The organism is Deefgea piscis, from assembly GCF_013284055.1.
GTDB lineage: Bacteria > Pseudomonadota > Gammaproteobacteria > Burkholderiales > Chitinibacteraceae > Deefgea > Deefgea piscis.
The window spans coordinates 1,713,286-1,734,422 of record NZ_CP054143.1; the positions used below are offsets into that span (position 1 = coordinate 1,713,286).

The following is a 21,137-nucleotide window of genomic DNA, read 5'->3' on the forward strand; positions in this document are numbered from 1 at the left end:
GCAATACCCCAGAGCCTGCGCCGAGATCGGTAGGAGAAAATGATGAAATTTATTGATGAAGCTCGAATTGAAGCCATTGGTGGTAAAGGTGGCAATGGTTCGGCCAGTATGCGCCGAGAAAAATTCGTTCCCCGTGGCGGCCCCGATGGTGGCGACGGTGGTAAAGGCGGCACGGTGTGGGCGATTGCCGACGAAGACATCAACACGCTGGTTGATTACCGCTTTCAAAAGAAATACAAAGCCCGTGATGGCGACAATGGCCGCGGTGCGGATTGTTACGGTAAAGGCGGCGATGATATCGAATTGCGCATGCCAATCGGTACCATGATTACCGACGCTGAAACTGGTGAAGTTGTAGCCGACTTGACCAGTAATGGCGTACGGATTGCGATTGCTAAAGGCGGTACTGGCGGCTTTGGTAACTTGCACTTTAAATCGTCGATTAATCGTGCGCCACGCCAAACCACGCCTGGTTTTGAAGGCGAGCGCCGTGATTTGCGTTTGGAATTGAAAGTCTTGGCCGATGTGGGCCTGTTGGGTATGCCGAATGCGGGTAAATCAACCTTTATTCGTGCCGTATCTGCAGCCAAGCCGAAAGTGGCCGATTATCCTTTCACGACTCTGCATCCGAATTTGGGCGTAGTGCGTATCGATGAAAACCGCAGTTTTGTCATTGCTGACGTACCGGGTTTGATCGAAGGTGCAAGCGACGGTGCGGGTCTTGGTCATCGCTTCTTAAAGCATTTGCAACGTACTGGTATTTTGTTGCACTTGGTCGATTTAGCACCGTTTGATGCCGATACCGATCCGGTTGCCGAAGCTAAAGCGATTGTTGAAGAACTACGTAAATATGACGAAAATCTTTACAATAAGCCGCGCTGGTTGGTGCTGAATAAAGTCGACATGATTCCAGAGGACGAACGTGAAGAACGCGTTGCGGCCTTTTTGGAAGCCTACGGTTGGGATGCGGGCGTACAAAATCCATACGCCGATTTTGAACCACTAAAACCACGCTTGTTTGTGATTGCGGGTTTGACCGGCGAAGGTTGCCGCGATTTGACTTACGCGATTATGGATTACCTTGAAGCGGCGAAAAAAATCGCCCGTGAGGAAGCTGAAGTTGAAGCCGCACGCGTCGCTGCTGAAAAAGCCGCTTTGCTGGCAGCGCGTGCAGCAGCGCTAGAAGCGGGTGATGTGAAGTAATTTAAGATTGCCGTTGATCCACAGCGAATCTGTTTAACGCCACACTCAGATGAATTTATTTGAGGGTGGCGTTTTAATTTCCACACGGATTTAACGGTGGTTTAGGCGGTAAATATCGACTGGCGCAGTGCTTGTGCTGTTTTTCTCTCAATGAGACTTCTCTTGGCTGGCTGATGTTTTGATTGTTTTTCCGCGCATTTAGCTTTAGCCTTGCTCCTCCCTGATATTTGTCATCCTCATGCAAGACGAAAACGAACTCTCTCAATTTTTTGCCAATGGTTTCGCGCCCGATGATTTGCCATCGATGGCGAGTTTATTGCGCGCGCGGCATTATCTTGATGCTTTTATTACGTTATTTCGCGGTGGCGAAGACGAAGTTTTAGTGCGCTTACTGATTTTGCGTGAAATTGGCGCGCGCGCTGATGCGCCGCGGTGGTCGCCGCAAGATTTGCAAATGCATTTTTCCTACCTCAATCCAATCAAGCTCGATACGGTGCTCAAGCGCTTGCGTGAAAACGGCTTATTGATTTGGGATGTGGATGAGCAGCTCTATGCGATGAGCGAATCGGGCCGCGTTGCGCTGGCAGCGCTCGGCACCGTGGTGCAATTTGCTGATGGCGACGCTGAGTTGGGATATTTAACATCACAAGTTGCCGCCGGGCAGTCGCTCGGTCAAGTCTCGAACGAAGTGCTGCTCAATTTATTGGCGCGTTTGAACGAGCTTTATACCGACTTTGAAGCGGCGCTGGAGTCGCAGTCTGAGTTCCAAATCCGCGCTGCGCGGGAAAAACTCGAAAAAGTCTGGCAATGGGTGGAAAAAGGCACCGATGTGATTCGCACGGTGCTGACCGATGAGACGACCGATCCTCGGGTGTATCAAATTGCTCAATCGATTGCCTTGGCGCAAGCCCGAATGCTGCGACTGACTTCGGTGTTTCACCGTCGCTTGTCCGAGCTGGCATCGCAACGGGTGCATTTGGGGCAGTCCGGTTTATCCACGACCAATGTCGCCGATTGGTTGCGTCAGCAAAAGCAGGAAAAACTGGCTGATTTGGGCCGAGATTTGGTGTTGTTTCATCCAGAGCCCGCCTTTGTGGTTTCTGATGTGTTACTCGACGTGACCGAGTTTGAAATTATCGAACGCGAACGACCCACGCATGTGATCAGCGAAATGCCGCAAGGCGCAGCGGCACAAGAGGTTGGTGCTGTCGAAGCGGAGCGTTTATTGGCCGCCGAAGCGTTGTTTGATGAGTTAAGTCTTTTGGTGGCGCAAGGTATGGGCGGCGACTTACCAACGGCGGTGCTGGCACCAACGTATAAAGAAACTGCCTATCGCTTGTCGTTATTGTCGTTATTGGGTGACGCTGAAGCGGCGCTAGAGAAAAGCGTCGTTGCCGATATTGTGAAGTTGCCATTGCGGCTCGAGATCAGCGGTGAATTGCATGAGCCCGATCACCCCGAAGTGGCCAGTATTAGCGCTGGGCGACTGATGTCACAGTGATGATCACGGTAATGAAAAGACAAAATCTTTCATCGCAGCGGCACTGAGACTCAGAAGAAAGCGTGTTCTCTGCGCCTTTGTGCCGCTGTGGTTAATAAGAACTTAGGTTAAATATGGATCAAGCCCTGAATATTTTAGTCGCTCGCCTGTTGGCGCAGCGTTTTGTATTGCGCAAAGACCCGCTGGCTCGGCGTGCGTTGATCGATGAAGTGTTTCGTGAGTCGCTCGAGCATCGTTTGGCCGATTGTGGTCTGCAATTGCTAGAAAATCCTTACGCCGAACACATTGCCGTTGCGTTGCAGCCGCAAATGGAAGAATGGGTGTTTGGTGAGGGTGACGCGTGGTTGTCCAATAATATGGGCTTGCCGCGTGATGGGATTGCACTTTTAGTCGTGGTGTGGGCACTGATTATTTTGCCAAAACGTGAACGACAAATCGCCCGCGTTGCCATTGGCTCTGAAGATCAAAGCGATATGTTTGGCGCAGAAAAACCCATCGAACATGGTGAAGGCGTCGCACAAGGTATTTCAGAAGACGCGCTGTACGCTGACTTTGGCAAAGTGCTCGGCGGCAAAATGCGGTTTGCCACCAATTTGGGGCAACTGACTAAATTAGGCTTTATCAATCGCCGCAATCGGATGATTTATGAAGGCCCGCTGCTGGATCTGATGATTGATTACGCCAAACTCGCCCCGCGCATTATCAACGGCGCGCTCGCCGATATTTTGAAATTGACAGGCACGCAGATTGCGGAGACTGAGGTTGATGCATGATTTTACGCGCAGCAACGGGCAGTGACGCGTCATTTCTACTCGCTCTGCGTACTGATCCGATGGCACTGAAGTACATGCCCTTACTTAAGTTAGATCTTGCCGCCATGCTGACGCGTATTGCCGCAGCGGCTCAGGAGATCAATCTAACTGAATCGGCTGAGTTGATGTACATCATTGAACTTGATGGTGTAGCGGTCGGTATGGTCGGCGCGAATCAGCGCTCGCCAATGATGCGATATACAGAGGTTGCATATTCATTACTACCTGAGTGGCGAGGCAAAGGGCTTGCAACACAGGCACTTTGTCTATGGATTGAGTTGTTACTCAGCACGGGCTATCGCCGCCTAGGCGCATTGATTTCAGCTCATAACCAACCTTCGTTGACCTTGGCTGCGCGGGTTGGCTTTGTTCGAGAAGGTGTGTTGCGACAACATTTTTTGATCGCTGGCGAGTCACAGGATCAGGTCGTTTTAGGTTTGCTGGCATCAGAATGGCCGCAAACATTACAAGGAAGTCAAAATGTTCCAGATTAAAACTTTAGAAATGGTGCACTGGGATTTCTGGCAAAGAATTTCAGTGCCGCTCGATGCGCAAATTGTGACTGTCGTCGGGCCAAATGGTTCGGGTAAGACCACTTTGCTTGACGCGCTGCGTACTATGTTGGCGCTGAAATGCTCCGGTCGTCGCGATTACAAGCGTTATGTTCGCAATAATAAAGAAAACATCGCTTGGTTGCGTGCTGTGGTGAGTAACCCACGCCGCAGCGGTGGTGGATTTTTTCCGTATTTGTTTTTTCCGCTGGCCAGTGAAACGGTGACGCTGTTTTGTCGGATTAAAAAGCAGGGCGGGGATTGGGTGCGGCAGTATGCGATTGCCGAAGGGGATGCGCAGCTCGATGGCACGACTGAAAATCATCTGCAATGGTTGGGGGTGGGGGATTATCGCCGCCGCCTGGAGCAAGCCGGTTTAACCCCAGCGATTGCCGAGGTATTGGCCTTGGAGCAAGGTGATACGGATAAGCTGTGCGAATACTCCCCTAAAACACTGCTCGATTTGGTGTTTCAGGTGTTTGGCGACAAAGAAGTGCTCGATCATTATCAAGAAGCCAAGGTGCGTCTGCGTGAGGCAGAGGGCGAGTTGGATAAAATGAACCAGCAGTTGTCGCAACTGGGCTTGGATGTTGAGCGTTTTCGGATGCGCGCCAGTAGCTATTTGGAATGGTGCTCTTTAGGCACTGATACTCAGCGCTTAGAGCAAGAGGTGATTCCAGCGTTGCAAGTGGCTGAGGCCAACGAGAATTTGCGGCATTACTTGATGCAGTTTAAGCAAAACCGTCGCAGTTTTTGGCATCGACGCGGTGATTTGGCGCAGCTAGAAAAGCAGCTAGCGGTGGCGCGCTTAGCGGCGCAGCAAACTTTGCAGGGTGAATCACAAAGCAAGGCTGATTACGATCTGCAGTTTCAAGCGTTCCAAGCGGTACGGGATGCAGCGCGTGATACTGAAAAACTAATCAAAGAGGGCGAACGCCTGCGTGAGTTGGCTGAGCGTGAGCACGGCGCGGATGCCGTGGGCTTGAATGACCGTTTGGGTGAATTAAAGCAGCAAGAGGGCGATCTTAAAATTTGGCTGAAAAATGCCAAAGAAGAACGCCAGCAATTATCCGAAGCGCAATTTGCCTTGCAAGCGGGTAAAGCGCCATCGCCTGAATTTGTGCGCCAAATGCGCTCCAGCCTTGATGCCGCAGGGATTCCTCATCAATTGCTGACCGAAATTTGCGAAGTGAAAGACAATACTTGGCAAGATGCGGTCGAGGCGCTGCTCGCGCCATCGAAGCATTTGATCTTGTTGCAGCGCGAATCGGATAAGCAGCGCGCATGGGAAGTGGGCGAGCGCCTGCGTTATCGCAGCTTTATTGTGTCTGAGCGCGAGCCTGCGCCAAGAGCGACTTTGGGTTCGATCTTAGAAATTCTCGACTTTAAAGCGCCGGTGCCCGCTTGGTTGGCGCGGCAATTGAATGGTATTCAGCGCGTTAAATCGGTTGAAGCGGGTGCACGCATTAATGGCGATTGGATTACCCGTGAGGGGTATCTGCGTGAACGCCGTGGTGCACGCTTTATCGGGGTAGATACCCGTGATTACGCTTTTGGTGAAGCGGCACGTCATTCTCGCTTGGCCGATATTGCATTGCGTTTAAAAGCGCTGAACGAAGAAATTTTAAATAAAGAAGCCGATCTCAATAGTTTGATGCGCGATATTGCGGCGATTACTCAGCAATTAATGGGTATGCAGGCGGTGGTTCAGCTGGCGAGTCGTCAGGCCGAATTGGCCGCTGCTGCCGCGCGTTATCCTGAAGAGCAAGCTGCGGTACAGCGTTTGGGGGCTGAACTCGCTGCAGCGCAAGCGGCGCTGGAGTCTTCTCGCGAAGGTCGTGCTGATTTACGTTTGGGCGCACAAAAAATCGAGATTGAGCGCGATCAGTTACAACGCGCCATCGATGAAATGCAAGCGCAGTTGCAGCGTCAACGTAATGAAATCAGCCGGCAATTGACGTCGATTCGTACTTTGCGTGAGCAAGTGCCATCAGTTTGGCTGATGCCTGCCACGTTGCGCCAATTGAAGGAAGACTACAATAGCGTTGCTGAAGTGCGGCATATGATGCTGCGACAAACTGAGCAGTTAAGCCAAGCGCACTGGGAAAAAGACGAAACCATCGTGCAGCGCCGCGATAAATTGGTGAACGATTACAAGGCGCTCGAAGGTGAGTCGCTCGGTCATCGCCAAGAAGTCGATCGCACCGCCCAGCTGACCGATGAAGCGCGTGCTGCATATATTAATAAATTGCGCGCGACAGTTCGCGCCTATGGTCGTAATGTGAAAGGCTTGGGCGAGCTGGCTGGGATTGATGTTGAACTCGATATGCCACATTTGGAAAACGATGATGTGGTGCTGGCGCAAGCTGGCTTAACGGCAAGGTTCAATTTCGATCAAAAAGGCATGATGGGTTTGAACGACGGCGAGGCGTCGGGTGGTCAGCAGGTGATGAAATCATTGATCTTGTTGATTGGCTTAATGATGGATGAAAGTAATCCATCAGGCTTTGTATTTATCGACGAGCCGTTCGCGCATTTGGATATTTTCAATATTGATCGTGTTGGCGCTTTCCTAAAAGCGACTAATGCGCAGTATTTGATTACCACGCCGCTTACACACAATACCAATGTGTATGGGCCGTCTGAATTGACGCTGACAACGCGTAAAAAACGCCCCGGCGAGACTTGGGCACCGCTGATTATGCAAACGCGTCGCCGCACCGAGCCGCAGGATGCGAGTACACTAGCAATAACTATTTAATTTTTAAAGAAGAAACTTGTGCTACAAATTTTTGATTTTTTTGCTCCTTGTCCACGTGGACTTGAAGTTGTACTAGAAAAAGAGCTCGAGGCGTTGGCGGCGAAGAAAATTCACGTCACCGATGGCGGTGTGGCTTTTTCTGGCCCGTGGACTTTGATGTATAAAGCCAATCTGCATTCACGCGTGGCGAGTCGGATTTTATGGAAATTGGTTGAAAAACCTTATCGTTCGGAAGACGATATTTTCCGTTTGGCACGTGATACCGAATGGGCGGATATTTTTGCGGTAGAAAACACCATTAAAGTGAGTGTTACCGCAGTGCGCTCGCCGGTACGCAGTACCAATTTTGTTGCGTTGAAAGTGAAAGACGGTATTTGCGATCGTTTCCGCCTTAAATGCGGTAATCGCCCTAGCGTAGATACTGAAGCACCCGATATGCGGATTAATGTGTACCTATCAGAGAAAAACGTCACGCTGTATTTAGATACATCCGGTGAGCCGCTGTTTAAGCGTGGCTATCGTGTTGAAACCGGTGACGCGCCATTGCGTGAAAATCTAGCGGCGGGGATTTTATCCTTAAGCGGTTGGACGCCAGATCAAGCGTTTTATGATCCGATGTGCGGTTCGGGTACGTTCCTTGTTGAAGCGGCGATGATTGCGCGTCGCGTTGCGCCGGGTATGGATCGACAATTTGCATTCCAAAAAATGCGCATGTACGACAAGTCTTTCTGGCAAAACATTTTGACTGAAGCAAAAGCACAAGAACTTAGTGCTGCGCCAAATATCATTATGGGTAGTGATGTATCGAGCACCGTATTGGTTCACGCCAAAGCCAATATTGAAGCGGCTGGCATGCAAGACAGTATTCAGTTGAAGCAATTGAATGTACTTGATGCCAAACCACCAGCAGAATCTGGCGTGTGGGTTTGTAATCCTCCCTATGGTGCACGGATGGATGAGAAAGAGCATTTGGCTAGTTTGTATCCACAGTGGGCAACACTATTAAAGCAACGCTTTGCCGGTTGGAATACTTATTTCCTCACTGCCGACTTAGATATGCCTAAACATATGCGTTTGAAGGCGTCAAAACGCACGGTATTGTTTAATGGCCCACTGGAATGCCGCTTGTTTGAGTACAAAATGATTGCTGGCGGCAATCGGGATAAGCCAAAAGAAGAATAAACAGTACGTTTTAACTGTTTTTATGTGATTACAAAGCAAGGGCGCGATAGCGCCCTTGTTTGTTTTTGTCGTTTGCTGCATTTTTGAGTTAAATCTGATTCTATATAAATCAATAACTTATCACCTTGCCTCGGTTTTCTTTGCAACTAGGTGTTGACGGATTTTAGGTGGGTGGGTATAGTTCGGCCTCTCTGCTGCTGACACAGCAAACGAAACAAGCGGTTTTCCAGCTGGTTTCGGTGTCTAAGCCACTGATCTTTAACAAAATACAGCCGATGAGTGTGAGTGCTTGGTTTGCCAGTCAAACAAGTGCTTACACTCAAGATTTAAAAGAAATCTTGGTTTTTAACCAAGTGTTTCTTTGAGTAATGAGTACTAAGCCAAGTATGTAAATTCAGCTAGATTAAACGAAAGAGTTTGATCCTGGCTCAGATTGAACGCTGGCGGCATGCTTTACACATGCAAGTCGAACGGTAACAGGGTGCTTGCACCGCTGACGAGTGGCGAACGGGTGAGTAATACATCGGAATGTACCCAGTAATGGGGGATAACGCTTCGAAAGGAGTGCTAATACCGCATACGCCCTGAGGGGGAAAGTGGGGGACCGCAAGGCCTCACGTTATTGGAGCAGCCGATGGCTGATTAGCTAGTTGGTAGGGTAAAGGCCTACCAAGGCAACGATCAGTAGCGGGTCTTAGAGGACGATCCGCCACACTGGAACTGAGACACGGTCCAGACTCCTACGGGAGGCAGCAGTGGGGAATCTTGGACAATGGGCGAAAGCCTGATCCAGCAATGCCGCGTGCGTGAAGAAGGCCTTCGGGTTGTAAAGCGCTTTTGTCGGGGAGGAAATCCTAGTGGTTAATAACTGCTGGGGATGACAGTACCCGAAGAATAAGGACCGGCTAACTACGTGCCAGCAGCCGCGGTAATACGTAGGGTCCAAGCGTTAATCGGAATTACTGGGCGTAAAGCGTCCGCAGGTGGCTTGATAAGATAGACGTGAAATCCCTGGGCTCAACCTAGGAATTGCGTTTATGACTGTCTCGCTAGAGTATGGGAGAGGGGGGTGGAATTCCACGTGTAGCAGTGAAATGCGTAGAGATGTGGAGGAACACCGATGGCGAAGGCAACCCCCTGGCCTAATACTGACACTCATGGACGAAAGCGTGGGGAGCAAACAGGATTAGATACCCTGGTAGTCCACGCCCTAAACGATGTCTACTAGTTGTTGGGCTTTTCGGAGCTTAGTAACGCAGCTAACGCGTGAAGTAGACCGCCTGGGGAGTACGGTCGCAAGACTAAAACTCAAAGGAATTGACGGGGGCCCGCACAAGCGGTGGATGATGTGGATTAATTCGATGCAACGCGAAAAACCTTACCTGGTCTTGACATGTACGGAATCCTTTAGAGATAGAGGAGTGCCTTCGGGAACCGTAACACAGGTGCTGCATGGCTGTCGTCAGCTCGTGTCGTGAGATGTTGGGTTAAGTCCCGCAACGAGCGCAACCCTTGCCATTAGTTGCTAACATTTAGTTGAGCACTTTAATGGGACTGCCGGTGACAAACCGGAGGAAGGTGGGGATGACGTCAAGTCCTCATGGCCCTTATGACCAGGGCTTCACACGTCATACAATGGTCGGTACAGAGGGTCGCCAACCCGCGAGGGGGAGCTAATCTCACAAAACCGATCGTAGTCCGGATTGCACTCTGCAACTCGAGTGCATGAAGTCGGAATCGCTAGTAATCGCGGATCAGCATGTCGCGGTGAATACGTTCCCGGGCCTTGTACACACCGCCCGTCACACCATGGGAGTGGGTTTTACCAGAAGTAGCTAGGATAACCTTCGGGAGTCCGGTTACCACGGTAGGATTCATGACTGGGGTGAAGTCGTAACAAGGTAGCCGTAGGGGAACCTGCGGCTGGATCACCTCCTTTCAAGAGAAAGATTGGTAGATTAAGTACTCACACTCATCGGCTGTAGATTTGAAAGAAACGATATGGGTCAGTAGCTCAGTTGGTTAGAGCACCGTGTTGATAACGCGGGGGTCATAGGTTCGATTCCTATCTGACCCACCAGTATCACGGGGGTTTAGCTCATCTGGTAGAGCACCTGCTTTGCAAGCAGGGGGTGAACGGTTCGAGTCCGTTAACCTCCACCATTATCTGCTGTAGAAAATAGAATTCTATGTATTGCACGTTGTTATGTGCAGTGTATTTTATTCTGGTTTCTAAAATTAGAATGATTAGTCATTTAATGATTAATTAAATATCGCTCTTTAACAAAATAGAAGAAGTAATTAATTCCAATAAACATTGTAATGGAATTAGATTTGAGAATAACTGCTTGCAGTTGTTATTGAGTTTAGTTTCAAAGTAAAAATATTGGGTTGATTGTATCTGTTCAGTTGTGCTGGTCTCATGCCAGTGTAACTGAACCGCAAGTGAAATGAGAACTCACTTGCAAGTCGCAAATACGATTTCAGTAATCTGAGATACGTTTTACGTGTTTGAGGTTATAGGATCAAGCGAATAAGTGCATCTGGTGGATGCCTTGGCGATGATAGGCGACGAAGGACGTGATAGCCTGCGATAAGCGTGGGGGAGCTGGCAAAGTGCTTTGATCCCACGATTTCCGAATGGGGAAACCCGGCCCTTTTGGGTCATCCTAGACTGAATACATAGGTCTAGCGAAGCGAACCCGGTGAACTGAAACATCTAAGTAACCGGAGGAAAAGAAATCAACCGAGATTCCCAAAGTAGTGGCGAGCGAAATGGGAAGAGCCTGTACGTGATAGCAGTAGACTTAATAGAATGGAATGGAAAGTCCAACCATAGTGGGTGATAGTCCCGTATATGAAAAGTCAATTGTGGTACTAAGCGTACGAGAAGTAGGGCGGGACACGAGAAATCCTGTTTGAAGATGGGGGGACCATCCTCCAAGGCTAAATACTCATCATCGACCGATAGTGAACCAGTACCGTGAGGGAAAGGCGAAAAGAACCCCGGGAGGGGAGTGAAATAGAACCTGAAACCGGATGCATACAAACAGTGGGAGCCCTTGAAAAATGGGGTGACTGCGTACCTTTTGTATAATGGGTCAGCGACTTACGTTCAGTAGCGAGCTTAACCGAATAGGGGAGGCGTAGGGAAACCGAGTCCGAATAGGGCGCATAGTTGCTGGGCGTAGACCCGAAACCAAGTGATCTATCCATGGCCAGGATGAAGGTGCGGTAACACGCACTGGAGGTCCGAACCCACTAACGTTGCAAAGTTAGGGGATGAGCTGTGGATAGGGGTGAAAGGCTAAACAAACTTGGAAATAGCTGGTTCTCCTCGAAAACTATTTAGGTAGTGCCTCATGTATCACTGACGGGGGTAAAGCACTGTTATGGCTAGGGGGTCATCGCGACTTACCAAACCATGGCAAACTCTGAATACCGTCAAGTGCGAGCATGGGAGACAGACCTGGGGTGCTAACGTCCTGGGTCAAGAGGGAAACAACCCAGACCGCCGTCTAAGGTCCCAAATGATCAATTAAGTGGAAAACGAGGTGGGAAGGCACAGACAGCCAGGATGTTGGCTTAGAAGCAGCCATCATTTAAAGAAAGCGTAATAGCTCACTGGTCGAGTCGTCCTGCGCGGAAGATGTAACGGGGCTCAAATTGATAACCGAAGACGCGGATATGACCATTTATGGCATATGGTAGAGGAGCGTTCTGTAAGCCTGTGAAGGTGTCTTGAGAAGGATGCTGGAGGTATCAGAAGTGCGAATGCTGACATGAGTAGCGATAAAGGGAGTGAAAAGCTCCCTCACCGAAAACCCAAGGTTTCCTGCGCAACGTTCATCGGCGCAGGGTGAGTCGGCCCCTAAGGCGAGGCAGAAATGCGTAGTCGATGGGAAACAGGTTAATATTCCTGTACTTGATATAAGTGCGATGTGGGGACGGAGAAGGTTAGGTTAGCCAACTGTTGGAATAGTTGGTTTAAGTGTGTAGGCGGGTGTCTTAGGCAAATCCGGGACGCTGTTAACGCTGAGGCATGATGACGATTCACTTAGGTGATGAAGTAACTGATACCCTGCTTCCAAGAAAAGCCACTAAGCTTCAGCTTATATTGAACCGTACCGCAAACCGACACAGGTGGGTAGGAAGAGTATTCTAAGGTGCTTGAGAGAACTCGGGAGAAGGAACTCGGCAAATTAACACCGTAACTTCGGGAGAAGGTGTGCCTTATAGGTGAAGAACCTTGCGTTTGGAGCTATATAAGGCCGCAGAGAAATGGGGGCTGCGACTGTTTATCAAAAACACAGCACTCTGCCAACACGAAAGTGGATGTATAGGGTGTGACGCCTGCCCGGTGCTGGAAGGTTAATTGATGGGGTGCAAGCTCTTGATCGAAGCCCCAGTAAACGGCGGCCGTAACTATAACGGTCCTAAGGTAGCGAAATTCCTTGTCGGGTAAGTTCCGACCCGCACGAATGGCGTAACGATGGCCCTACTGTCTCCTCCCGAGACTCAGCGAAGTTGAAGTGTTTGTGAAGATGCAATCTCCCCGCTGCTAGACGGAAAGACCCCGTGAACCTTTACTGTAGCTTTGCATTGGACTTTGAAGTGGTTTGTGTAGGATAGGTGGGAGGCTTTGAAGCAGAGACGCTAGTTTCTGTGGAGCCGTCCTTGAAATACCACCCTGACCCCTTTGAGGTTCTAACCTTGGTCCGTTATCCGGATCGGGGACCGTGCATGGTAGGCAGTTTGACTGGGGCGGTCTCCTCCCAAATTGTAACGGAGGAGCTCGAAGGTCGCCTAGGTACGGTCGGACATCGTACTGATAGTGTAATGGCAAAAGGCGGCTTAACTGCGAGACCGACAAGTCGAGCAGGTGCGAAAGCAGGACATAGTGATCCGGTGGTTCTGTATGGAAGGGCCATCGCTCAACGGATAAAAGGTACTCCGGGGATAACAGGCTGATTCCGCCCAAGAGTTCACATCGACGGCGGAGTTTGGCACCTCGATGTCGGCTCATCACATCCTGGGGCTGTAGCCGGTCCCAAGGGTATGGCTGTTCGCCATTTAAAGTGGTACGTGAGCTGGGTTCAAAACGTCGTGAGACAGTTTGGTCCCTATCTGCAGTGGGCGTTGGAAATTTGAGAGGGGCTGCTCCTAGTACGAGAGGACCGGAGTGGACTGACCTCTGGTGTACCGGTTGTCACGCCAGTGGCATTGCCGGGTAGCTAAGTCGGGAAGAGATAAGCGCTGAAAGCATCTAAGCGCGAAACTTGCCTCAAGATGAGATTTCCCTAGGGTTTTAAATCCTCTAAAGAGTCGTTCGAGACCAGGACGTTGATAGGTTGGGTGTGGAAGCGCAGTAATGCGTTAAGCTAACCAATACTAATTGCTCGTGAGGCTTGATCCTATAACCTGAAGCGCGTAGTGCGACGATGGATATAATTGACCCAAAGTAGGACGGTGTGAAAGCGCTGAACTACAAAAAATACTTAAATGGTGTTGATTGGTGTGTAGTATAATTACTTCTTCTATTGATTTTACGAGTTAGCGTTGTAGGTTGCGGTCTGAAAAGATAGCGGCTGAATGCGATAACTCTCGTGTAGCTCGAAAGAGTTGCACCAGACAGTTTAATGTCTGGCGACCATAGCGAGGTGGTCCCACTCCTTCCCATCCCGAACAGGACAGTGAAACACCTCAGCGCCGATGATAGTGCGGATTGCCCGTGTGAAAGTAGGTCATTGCCAGACTTCCCTATAGAGAAGCCCGATTCGAAAGAGTCGGGCTTTTTGCTATGCGTCGTTTCGGTGCTGGAGTACAAATTGTAGATACCGATGTACTGTATCTCTTCCTAGCCCTTGCAATATATACTGCTGAGGAATATACCTGTCGTTATTGTTTATTGCTAATCTTGTTTGAAACTCGAATTTAGCAATGTGCTTGACTTAGTTTAATTGTAGATTGAGTTCTTCACGCACCAATAAACAGGTTTCGCTGGCGGTTAGACCAATACCATTGGGATGTTTTTTTCTCCATGAATCGGCGGCGCAGCCATGTAAATAGGCTGCGCAACAGCTTGCTTCTATTGCGCTTAGGCCTTGTGCCAATAGTGCTAGGACAACCCCACTCAAGACATCGCCCTGCCCAGCACTACTCAGTGCTGAATTGCCACTCGTATTGATCCAAATCTCCTGTTGATTGGCGATTAAAGTGTTGCTGCCTTTAAGGATAGTGTGACAACAAAACTCATTACTCAGCGTTTTGACGGCTGTTTCACGTTGAGCTTGTACTGTTTCTGTGGGGCACTGAAGCAGACGTGCCGCTTCGGCAGGGTGAGGGGTAATGATTGTTACTGCGGCTCGAGTGCGCAGTAGTGATTGAAACTCAGATTCTTGCGCAATTAAGTTCAATGCATCAGCATCAAGTACTAATGGCAAGCAACTCATTAAACAGTGATGTAATAGCTCGGTTGCTTGTTGGGATTGCCCTAAACCTGGGCCGATGAGTAAATGACTTGGGTTTTGTTTTAATATTTGATTCGTAGCGACAATCATCAATTCCGGCTGACTTGGATCAACGAGTAGCCGTGAGTCTAATAAGCCAATCCAAATCTTGCCGACCCCTAAATGCAGTGCTGCGCGTCCTGCAAGTAATGCCGCACCAATCATTCCTGATGCACCGCCTAGTATACCCACGCTCCCGTAGAGGCCTTTGTGGGTATCTAATGGTCGAATTAATTGTCGTAAAGCAGGAAGTAGTTCAGAGCTGGCTCGAAGTGTCATTATTCTAGTGCCAAGCGCTTGCGTTCAACATGGTTGATATAGCGCTGTACCAAGGTTTGCCCTGAACCGGATAAATTAATAAATCGACAACCACTACGAATGGTGCGGATGCCGTTTTTCATAATCAGTTCATTACTCGTGCATATTTCAATATCTGCGGTAATCAGACCTATTTGGGGTAACTCAATACGGCAATTGTGCAAAATACTGCCAATTTCGAGTGAAATATCAGGCACAAAGCCGAGTAGGCCAACTCCACCAAGGCTAATATCTGACATTGAAATCTCGACATCGCCACCTTGTTGTAATGGTATAAGACAAGATAATGGGGTCGATAATGGAATCGAGAGCCGGTAAAAATCTCGACGTTGCAAACTCAGCATTTGCGTTGGAAATAAACAATCAATAGCAGCTTGTTCATTAATACTTGTGGCCGCACTCACGATTAAATCAAATTGATAATGAATGCTATTAATGTGTGCAACGCAACAGATTGTTTTTGCAGAAAGTAGCCGTTGATTTAACTCTGCATTTCGGCCTAGATCGAAAATAAGATTGTTTTGATTTACCTGAAGTAATGCACTCAAAATAAATACATCACTTTGTTGATTGGCATACAGACAAACTAATTCAGGTTTTTTAGCTAGCCGAGTTAATACAAGAAAAATCTCATCGCGATCATGGACTAAATAAGGGCTAGGGTCTTTGAGCCGAATCGGCGTTAATGAGGAGTTGCTAGCCATAATTTAATCCTATTCCTCTGATGCAAGAGTTTGTGTCGATTGACAGTCTGCAATCAGTTGTTGAAGTTGTCGGTAATTAGCGCGCTCATTTTTTTTGGCGTATTGATGACGGGCGACACTGGGCAATATTTGTAAATGTACTTCTGTTTGATCAAACCAGAAAGCAATTGTTGGAGAATCGGTTTGACGATATTGCGTCTTTCTCTCTTTACTTGAGTAGTCTATTTGTTGATTTAATAAAAATATTTCAACAATTTTGGGGTCATCAGAGTAAACCAAGAGATTGATATCGGAATGCTTGCTGGCATTACCCTTGAGTATCGAACCCACGAGATATGGCTCAAATTGCTGGAAAAAAAGCATTAAAGCCAATGCTTTTTGGCGTAATTTAAGTAAATCTTCATCAAAATCGGGGCAAAATAAGTGCTGATAATGCGCCATTGCAGCTTCTATTTCAGCAGTGCAAGCGCCGATCTCTTTGCTGGATAAGCCTAATTCGAGACAGGCTTGACGACGTGCTTGCTCAAAATTTTTAGCTCGACCCTCGTGTATCAATTGTGCCGCACGTTGGGCCATTTTATCGCGGTGGGAAGATATTAATGTCGTTGTGATAGACATACCGTCTTTCCTTGTAGCACGAGTTCAAGGGAGAGTAATGCATCAATACATCATTATGGCAGGACAATGTTTTAACAACAGCATAATTTATAGGCCGATGTATATCGATGAAGCCTAATTAACATCTGGCTCCTAAAGATATACATCGGTTTTTCTATCATTGAGTCATTAAAACGACGGCGATTTAACTCAGTAGATTACGGTTAATTAATCTGTGCTTGCTGCGTTATTTTTCGTCAACTGAGCGTTAAAACAATTGCTCTTTAATTTCATCGATCGGTGCTGCTTCAGTCTCGCTGCCACCACTTAGACCAAGTTGTGGATTGGTAGATTGAAACTCTTGATAAAAATATTCGGTAATCGGGCCGCGCTCTGTTTCGGTAGTTCGGCTGGTGACACCATCTGGCATGACCCAAGGTGATTCAGGAATATCTTTGAGTGCTTTGCCCATGAAATTCACCCAAATAGGCAGCGCGGCACCGCCACCGGTTTCGCGTGCGCCGAGTGATTTAGGTTGATCAAAACCAATCCAAGTAATGGTGACTAAATTAGCTTGATAACCTGCAAACCAAGCATCATAAGCATCATTGGTTGTACCGGTTTTGCCCGCTAAATCGCTGCGGCCTAGTACTTTAGCTTTCGTTGCGGTACCCATTTTAATGACATCACCCATCATGGAATTCATGATGAAAGCGTTGCGCGTATCCAACGTGCGTGGTGCATTTTTTCCGGCAACCTCTGGCTGGGTTTGCGCTAATACTTTACCGCGCGCATCTTCGATTCGATCAATAAAAAATGAGCGAACACGGTAGCCGGTATTGGCAAATACCGAGTAGCCTTCTGCCAATTGCAACGGCGTGACGCTGCCCGCTCCAAGCGCCATGGTCAGATAGGCTGGATGCTGTTTCGGGTCAAAGCCAAAGCGAGTTAGATGTTGCTGGGCATAGTCGGTACCGATGGCTTGTAAAATCCGCACTGACACTAAGTTCGTCGATAGGGTTAAAGCTTTACGCACCGAGGTCATGCCTCTAAAACGACCATCGTAGTTCTTCGGTTCCCAGCGTTGCCCACCAACTTCAATAACCAAGGGTGCATCATTGATCATGGTTGCTGGGGTGACCCCGCGCTCTAAACTTGCCGAATAAACGAACGGTTTAAAGCTAGAGCCGGGTTGTCGCCATGCTTGAGTGACATGATTAAAATTATTGTGATTAAAATCAAAGCCACCAACCAGCGCTCGAATCGCACCATTTTGTGGATCCATTGCGACAATTGCACCTTCGACTTCAGGAAGTTGTTTAATTGCCCAGCCTTTTTCAGTTGCGTTCACTCGAATGATAGCGCCAGGCCGGATCCGGTTTGCGGGAGTATTTTTATCGGATAGGGCGCTACGTGCAAAGCGTAAGCCATCACCTTGAATCGTAATTTGTTCGCCACCTTGCAAGTAAGCACGAACTTCTTTGTTATTGCTACTTAATACAATGGCCGGACGTAAGTCATCTGCTTCTTTGATGTTGCTGAGTGCTTCATCGAGCTGCTCGTCAACTTGATTGGCCAGTAGTGCCGCATCAATAAAGCCTTCTGGACCTCGATAACCATGACGATTATCGTAATCGAGAATGCCGCTACGCAATGCACTATAAGCCTCATTTTGTGCTTGGCTATTAATTGTTGTAAAGACTTGGAACCCTTGTGTGTAGGTCGCTTCTTGATATTTTTTAAACATCATTTGCCGTACCATTTCAGCGACATACTCAGCATGAACAGGGAACTGCTGGCTATTACGGCTAAATACTAATTGTTCTGTTTGTGCTGCTTTGTACTGTGCGGCATCAATAAAATTAAGCTCGGCCATTCTGCGCAGCACATACATTTGACGTAATGTTGCTCGTTTTGGATTGACAATTGGATTGTAGGCTGATGGCGCTTTGGGTAAGCCGGCCAACATAGCAAATTCAGCAATTGAAAGGTCTTTGAGGTTTTTTCCAAAGTAAGTTTGCGCGGCAGAAGAAAAGCCGTAAGCACGCTGACCTAAATAAATTTGGTTAATGTAAAGTTCTAAAATCTGATCTTTAGATAAATTGTGTTCAATTTTGAATGCAAGTAAGGCTTCATTGAACTTGCGAGTGTAAGTTTTTTCATTGGATAAATAGAAATTTTTGGCAACCTGCATCGTGATCGTACTGGCTCCCGATTGGGAGTGCCCAGAAATTACATTGCCAACAATGGCGCGTAGCACACCGAGATAATCAATGCCACCATGCTGATAAAAACGCTCATCTTCTGCTGCCAGTAGCGCATTAATCATCATGGGTGGAACTTGATTGATGGGAACAAATGCCCGTCTTTCTTCGCCAAACTCACCAATTAAAACTTTATCTTCACTGAAAATTCGCAATGGAATTTTAGGTTTGTAGTCAGTTAGCGCATTGAGCGGAGGCAACTTTGGATAGGTCACAATTACAGCTAAAGCCGCTAAACTTATGCCGATGATTGTAATTCCAAAGAAAACTATAAATAGGGAAATAATTAATTTTTTTGCCATGAGTATGAATCTATTATTCAGTGAGTGGTAATTTACGGGTTTTGTACTGATGTTGCAAAAAAAGAGATTAAGAGTTAGCTTACTTTACAGGAGTAAGGTGTCACTGATAGGATTTTTTACCAATTACAATAGGGAATATTGCGTTGAACCTCGATTTTCTTAAACCGAAAGCTCCTCCGCTTATCGGTCTAGACATCAGCTCTTCTGCCGTAAAGATGGTTGAGCTGAGTCAAGCGGGGCGCAATTTTAGCCTTGAGCGCTATGTTATTGAGCCTTTACCTAAAGATGCGGTGACGGATAATAATATCGTGAATTCCGAAGCCGTGGCACATGCAATACGAAATGCATGGCGGCGGATGGGAAGTAAGGTTAAAAATGTAGCCGCAGCGTTGCCGGCCTCAGCGGTTATTACTAAAAAGATTTTAGTGCAAGCAGGCATGAGCGAGCGCGAGCTTGAGAGCCAAGTAGAAACCGAGGCTAATCAATATATTCCATTTTCTTTAGATGAAGTTAACCTTGATTTTCAGGTGCTAGGGATTGCCGCAAATAATCCAGATGAAGAAGATGTACTGATTGCTGCGGCGAAAAAAGACAAAGTCGATGAGCGCGTAGCGGCAATTGAAGAAGCAGGCTTAAAGGCGGTTGTATTGGATGTGGAATCCTACGCCACACAGGCAGCTTTTGAATTGATGCGTCCACAATTGCCCAACGGTGGAGAAAATCAAATCGTTGCTGTTGTCGATATTGGCTCAACAGCAATGCACATGAATATCTTTAAAGATGGTCAGTCAATTTATAGTCGTGATCAAGGCTATGCTGGCAATCAACTCACCCAAGAGATTCAAAGAAAATTCAATATGTCAGCCGAAGAGGCTGAGCAAGCCAAGCGTCAAGGTGGTTTGCCTGATAATTACGAGCCAGATGTATTGCAGCCATTTATGGATACGATGGCGCTGGAGATTTCTCGCTCGCTGCAGTTTTTCTACACTTCCAGTAATTACAATGCAGTGGATCATATCCTCTTGGCTGGAGGGTGTAGCGTGATTCATGGCCTCGATGAAGCGGTTTCAAGTCGTACTCAGGTCGCCAGTACTATGCGGGCAAACCCATTTTTTAGTATGTCAACTGGCAAGATCAAAGGTAAGCAAATTCAACTGGATGCGCCTTCATTGCTGATTGCATGTGGTTTGGCTATGCGGAGGTTTGACCCAGTATGATTCGGATTAATTTATTGCCACATCGCGAACAAAAGCGTGCGGCACGGCAGCGGCAATATGTGTCAATGTTGATTATGTCTTTTTTGCTGGCAGTGGGGGTAATACTCGCTGGTTATATGGTGCTTTCAGCAAAAGTAGATATTCAAAATGGACGTAATCACTTTTTGACCGAAGAAAACGCCAAGCTCGATCGAGAAATAGCAGAAATTGACAAATTAAAAACCGAGAAACAAGCTTTGCTTGATCGGAAAAAAATTGTTGAGCGTTTGCAATCTAATCGAACAGAAACAGTTCATTTACTTGATCAGTTAACACGACAAGTGCCTGAGGGTGTCTATTTGAAAGAGGTTAAGCAAACCAATGAGCAATTGGTATTAACCGGCTACGCGCAATCTAATGCGCGCGTGTCCACATTAATGCGCAATCTAAACGATTCTCCTGTTTTTGAGCAGCCACTGTTGATCGAAGTAAAATCAGCTTCTGTAGGTAATCAAAGATTATCTGACTTCACATTAAACATAAAATTAACACGAGTTGATGAGCCAGCAGAAAATACAGCTAGCTCAGTGAAGAGAGGCCAGCAATGACATTGGATGATTTAAGAAATTTAGATCCAAAAGATGCAGGGAATTGGCCAATACAGGTTCAGTTAGGCTCATTGATCGTCGTATTAGTTTTAACAATTGCTGCAGGTTATTTTTATGTTTGGAGCGCTCAGGTCGAAGAACTGGATGCGGGGCAAGCAACAGAAGTTCAATTAAAAACTGAATTTATTGATAAGAAAAAACGAGCCATTAATCTCGCTGAATACAAGCAGCAGTTGTTAGAAATTCAACAATCGTTTGGTGCTTTACTCAAGCAATTGCCAAATCGCTCTGAAATGGAAACATTGCTGACTGAGATAAATCAAGCAGGTGTAGGGCGTGGTTTATTGTTTGAACTATTCAAACCTGGCCTTGAGATAAAAACAGCTGAATTTGTCGAAGCGCCGATCTCAATTAAAGTCACTGGTAGCTATCATGATCTAGCTGCTTTTGTGAGTGATATTGCGCAGCTTTCACGAATTGTGATTTTAAGTGATATTAAATTAAGCACTTCAAAAGATCAGCTGCTGACCATGGAAGCGACAATCAAAACTTATCGCGCATTGGATGAGGCTGAACTACAAGCGATTCGTCAGGCTGAAGCTGAAGCGCGTAAAAAGAAAAAATAAAGG

13 protein-coding genes, 2 tRNA genes and 3 rRNA genes are annotated in these 21,137 nt (G+C 47.5%); 14 read left to right on the top strand and 4 right to left on the bottom strand.

Annotated features, from left to right (window positions below):
- Positions 1 to 42: 42 nt before the first annotated feature.
- The 11 genes from obgE (at position 43) to rrf (ending at position 13,766) form a co-directional block, all read left to right on the top strand.
- Complete coding sequence (gene obgE, locus HQN60_RS08195) at positions 43 to 1,203, top strand: GTPase ObgE (protein ID WP_173534646.1); 1,161 nt, start codon at positions 43 to 45, stop codon at positions 1,201 to 1,203.
- Between the two features lie 238 nt (positions 1,204 to 1,441).
- On the top strand, positions 1,442 to 2,704 hold the full coding sequence (locus tag HQN60_RS08200; RefSeq protein ID WP_173533191.1) for a hypothetical protein: 1,263 nt from the start codon (positions 1,442 to 1,444) through the stop codon (positions 2,702 to 2,704).
- 113 nt (positions 2,705 to 2,817) lie between these two features.
- The gene (locus HQN60_RS08205) at positions 2,818 to 3,477 is read left to right on the top strand and encodes a hypothetical protein (RefSeq protein ID WP_173533192.1); all 660 of its coding nucleotides are present in this window, start codon (positions 2,818 to 2,820) and stop codon (positions 3,475 to 3,477) included.
- The gene (locus tag HQN60_RS08210; RefSeq protein ID WP_173533193.1) at positions 3,474 to 4,010 is read left to right on the top strand and encodes a GNAT family N-acetyltransferase; all 537 of its coding nucleotides are present in this window, start codon (positions 3,474 to 3,476) and stop codon (positions 4,008 to 4,010) included. Before HQN60_RS08205 ends, HQN60_RS08210 begins: the two co-directional genes overlap by 4 nt.
- A complete protein-coding gene (locus HQN60_RS08215) occupies positions 3,997 to 6,828 on the top strand; it encodes an ATP-binding protein (protein WP_173533194.1) in 2,832 nt (943 codons plus the stop codon). Before HQN60_RS08210 ends, HQN60_RS08215 begins: the two co-directional genes overlap by 14 nt.
- An 18-nt stretch (positions 6,829 to 6,846) precedes the next feature.
- Positions 6,847 to 8,010, top strand: coding sequence for a THUMP domain-containing class I SAM-dependent RNA methyltransferase (locus HQN60_RS08220; protein WP_173533195.1), 1,164 nt, complete (start codon positions 6,847 to 6,849; stop codon positions 8,008 to 8,010).
- Between the two features lie 405 nt (positions 8,011 to 8,415).
- A 16S ribosomal RNA gene (locus tag HQN60_RS08225) occupies positions 8,416 to 9,949 on the top strand.
- A 64-nt stretch (positions 9,950 to 10,013) separates the two neighbouring features.
- Positions 10,014 to 10,090, top strand: a tRNA-Ile gene (locus HQN60_RS08230).
- A 7-nt stretch (positions 10,091 to 10,097) separates the two neighbouring features.
- Positions 10,098 to 10,173 (top strand) — tRNA-Ala (locus HQN60_RS08235).
- A 360-nt stretch (positions 10,174 to 10,533) separates the two neighbouring features.
- Positions 10,534 to 13,426, top strand: a 23S ribosomal RNA gene (locus tag HQN60_RS08240).
- Between the two features lie 226 nt (positions 13,427 to 13,652).
- Positions 13,653 to 13,766: ribosomal RNA gene (gene rrf, locus HQN60_RS08245) — 5S ribosomal RNA — on the top strand.
- Together the 16S, 23S and 5S rRNA genes with 2 tRNA genes alongside form the textbook arrangement of a ribosomal RNA operon.
- Before the next feature lie 195 nt (positions 13,767 to 13,961).
- Here rrf and HQN60_RS08250 read toward each other — a convergent pair.
- The 4 genes from HQN60_RS08250 to HQN60_RS08265 all read right to left on the bottom strand — a co-directional run bounded on the left by HQN60_RS08250 (position 13,962) and on the right by HQN60_RS08265 (position 18,617).
- Entirely contained in the window at positions 13,962 to 14,798 is an 837-nt protein-coding gene (locus HQN60_RS08250) for an NAD(P)H-hydrate dehydratase (protein WP_173533196.1), read from the bottom strand.
- A complete protein-coding gene (locus HQN60_RS08255) occupies positions 14,798 to 15,541 on the bottom strand; it encodes a flagellar brake protein (protein ID WP_173533197.1) in 744 nt (247 codons plus the stop codon). The genes HQN60_RS08250 and HQN60_RS08255 overlap by 1 nt, the downstream gene beginning before the upstream one ends.
- A gap of 9 nt (positions 15,542 to 15,550) precedes the next feature.
- On the bottom strand, positions 15,551 to 16,159 hold the full coding sequence (locus HQN60_RS08260) for a nucleotidyltransferase domain-containing protein (RefSeq protein WP_173533198.1): 609 nt from the start codon (positions 16,157 to 16,159) through the stop codon (positions 15,551 to 15,553).
- A gap of 247 nt (positions 16,160 to 16,406) precedes the next feature.
- Positions 16,407 to 18,617 (bottom strand): penicillin-binding protein 1A, encoded by a 2,211-nt coding sequence (locus HQN60_RS08265; protein WP_254456598.1) that lies wholly within the window; start codon positions 18,615 to 18,617, stop codon positions 16,407 to 16,409.
- A gap of 230 nt (positions 18,618 to 18,847) precedes the next feature.
- Here HQN60_RS08265 and HQN60_RS08270 point away from each other — a divergent pair, with 230 nt between their 5' ends.
- The 3 genes from HQN60_RS08270 to HQN60_RS08280 are packed head-to-tail and all read left to right on the top strand — an operon-like array spanning position 18,848 to position 21,134.
- Complete coding sequence (locus HQN60_RS08270) at positions 18,848 to 19,921, top strand: pilus assembly protein PilM (RefSeq protein WP_173533200.1); 1,074 nt, start codon at positions 18,848 to 18,850, stop codon at positions 19,919 to 19,921.
- A complete protein-coding gene (locus HQN60_RS08275) occupies positions 19,918 to 20,508 on the top strand; it encodes a PilN domain-containing protein (protein ID WP_173533201.1) in 591 nt (196 codons plus the stop codon). The genes HQN60_RS08270 and HQN60_RS08275 overlap by 4 nt, the downstream gene beginning before the upstream one ends.
- Positions 20,505 to 21,134: a type IV pilus inner membrane component PilO gene (locus tag HQN60_RS08280; protein WP_173533202.1), complete on the top strand. Its 630-nt coding sequence runs from the start codon at positions 20,505 to 20,507 to the stop codon at positions 21,132 to 21,134. The genes HQN60_RS08275 and HQN60_RS08280 overlap by 4 nt, the downstream gene beginning before the upstream one ends.
- The last annotated feature ends 3 nt before the right edge of the window (positions 21,135 to 21,137 follow it).

Coding starts and splice junctions, on each gene's coding strand:
- HQN60_RS08210 (WP_173533193.1), top strand. CDS start 3,474: ATGATTTTACGCGCAGCAACGGGCAGTGACGCGTCATTTCTACTCGCT.
- obgE (WP_173534646.1), top strand. CDS start 43: ATGAAATTTATTGATGAAGCTCGAATTGAAGCCATTGGTGGTAAAGGT.
- HQN60_RS08255 (WP_173533197.1), bottom strand. CDS start 15,541: ATGGCTAGCAACTCCTCATTAACGCCGATTCGGCTCAAAGACCCTAGC.
- HQN60_RS08260 (WP_173533198.1), bottom strand. CDS start 16,159: ATGTCTATCACAACGACATTAATATCTTCCCACCGCGATAAAATGGCC.
- HQN60_RS08280 (WP_173533202.1), top strand. CDS start 20,505: ATGACATTGGATGATTTAAGAAATTTAGATCCAAAAGATGCAGGGAAT.
- HQN60_RS08215 (WP_173533194.1), top strand. CDS start 3,997: ATGTTCCAGATTAAAACTTTAGAAATGGTGCACTGGGATTTCTGGCAA.
- HQN60_RS08250 (WP_173533196.1), bottom strand. CDS start 14,798: ATGACACTTCGAGCCAGCTCTGAACTACTTCCTGCTTTACGACAATTA.
- HQN60_RS08275 (WP_173533201.1), top strand. CDS start 19,918: ATGATTCGGATTAATTTATTGCCACATCGCGAACAAAAGCGTGCGGCA.
- HQN60_RS08200 (WP_173533191.1), top strand. CDS start 1,442: ATGCAAGACGAAAACGAACTCTCTCAATTTTTTGCCAATGGTTTCGCG.
- HQN60_RS08205 (WP_173533192.1), top strand. CDS start 2,818: ATGGATCAAGCCCTGAATATTTTAGTCGCTCGCCTGTTGGCGCAGCGT.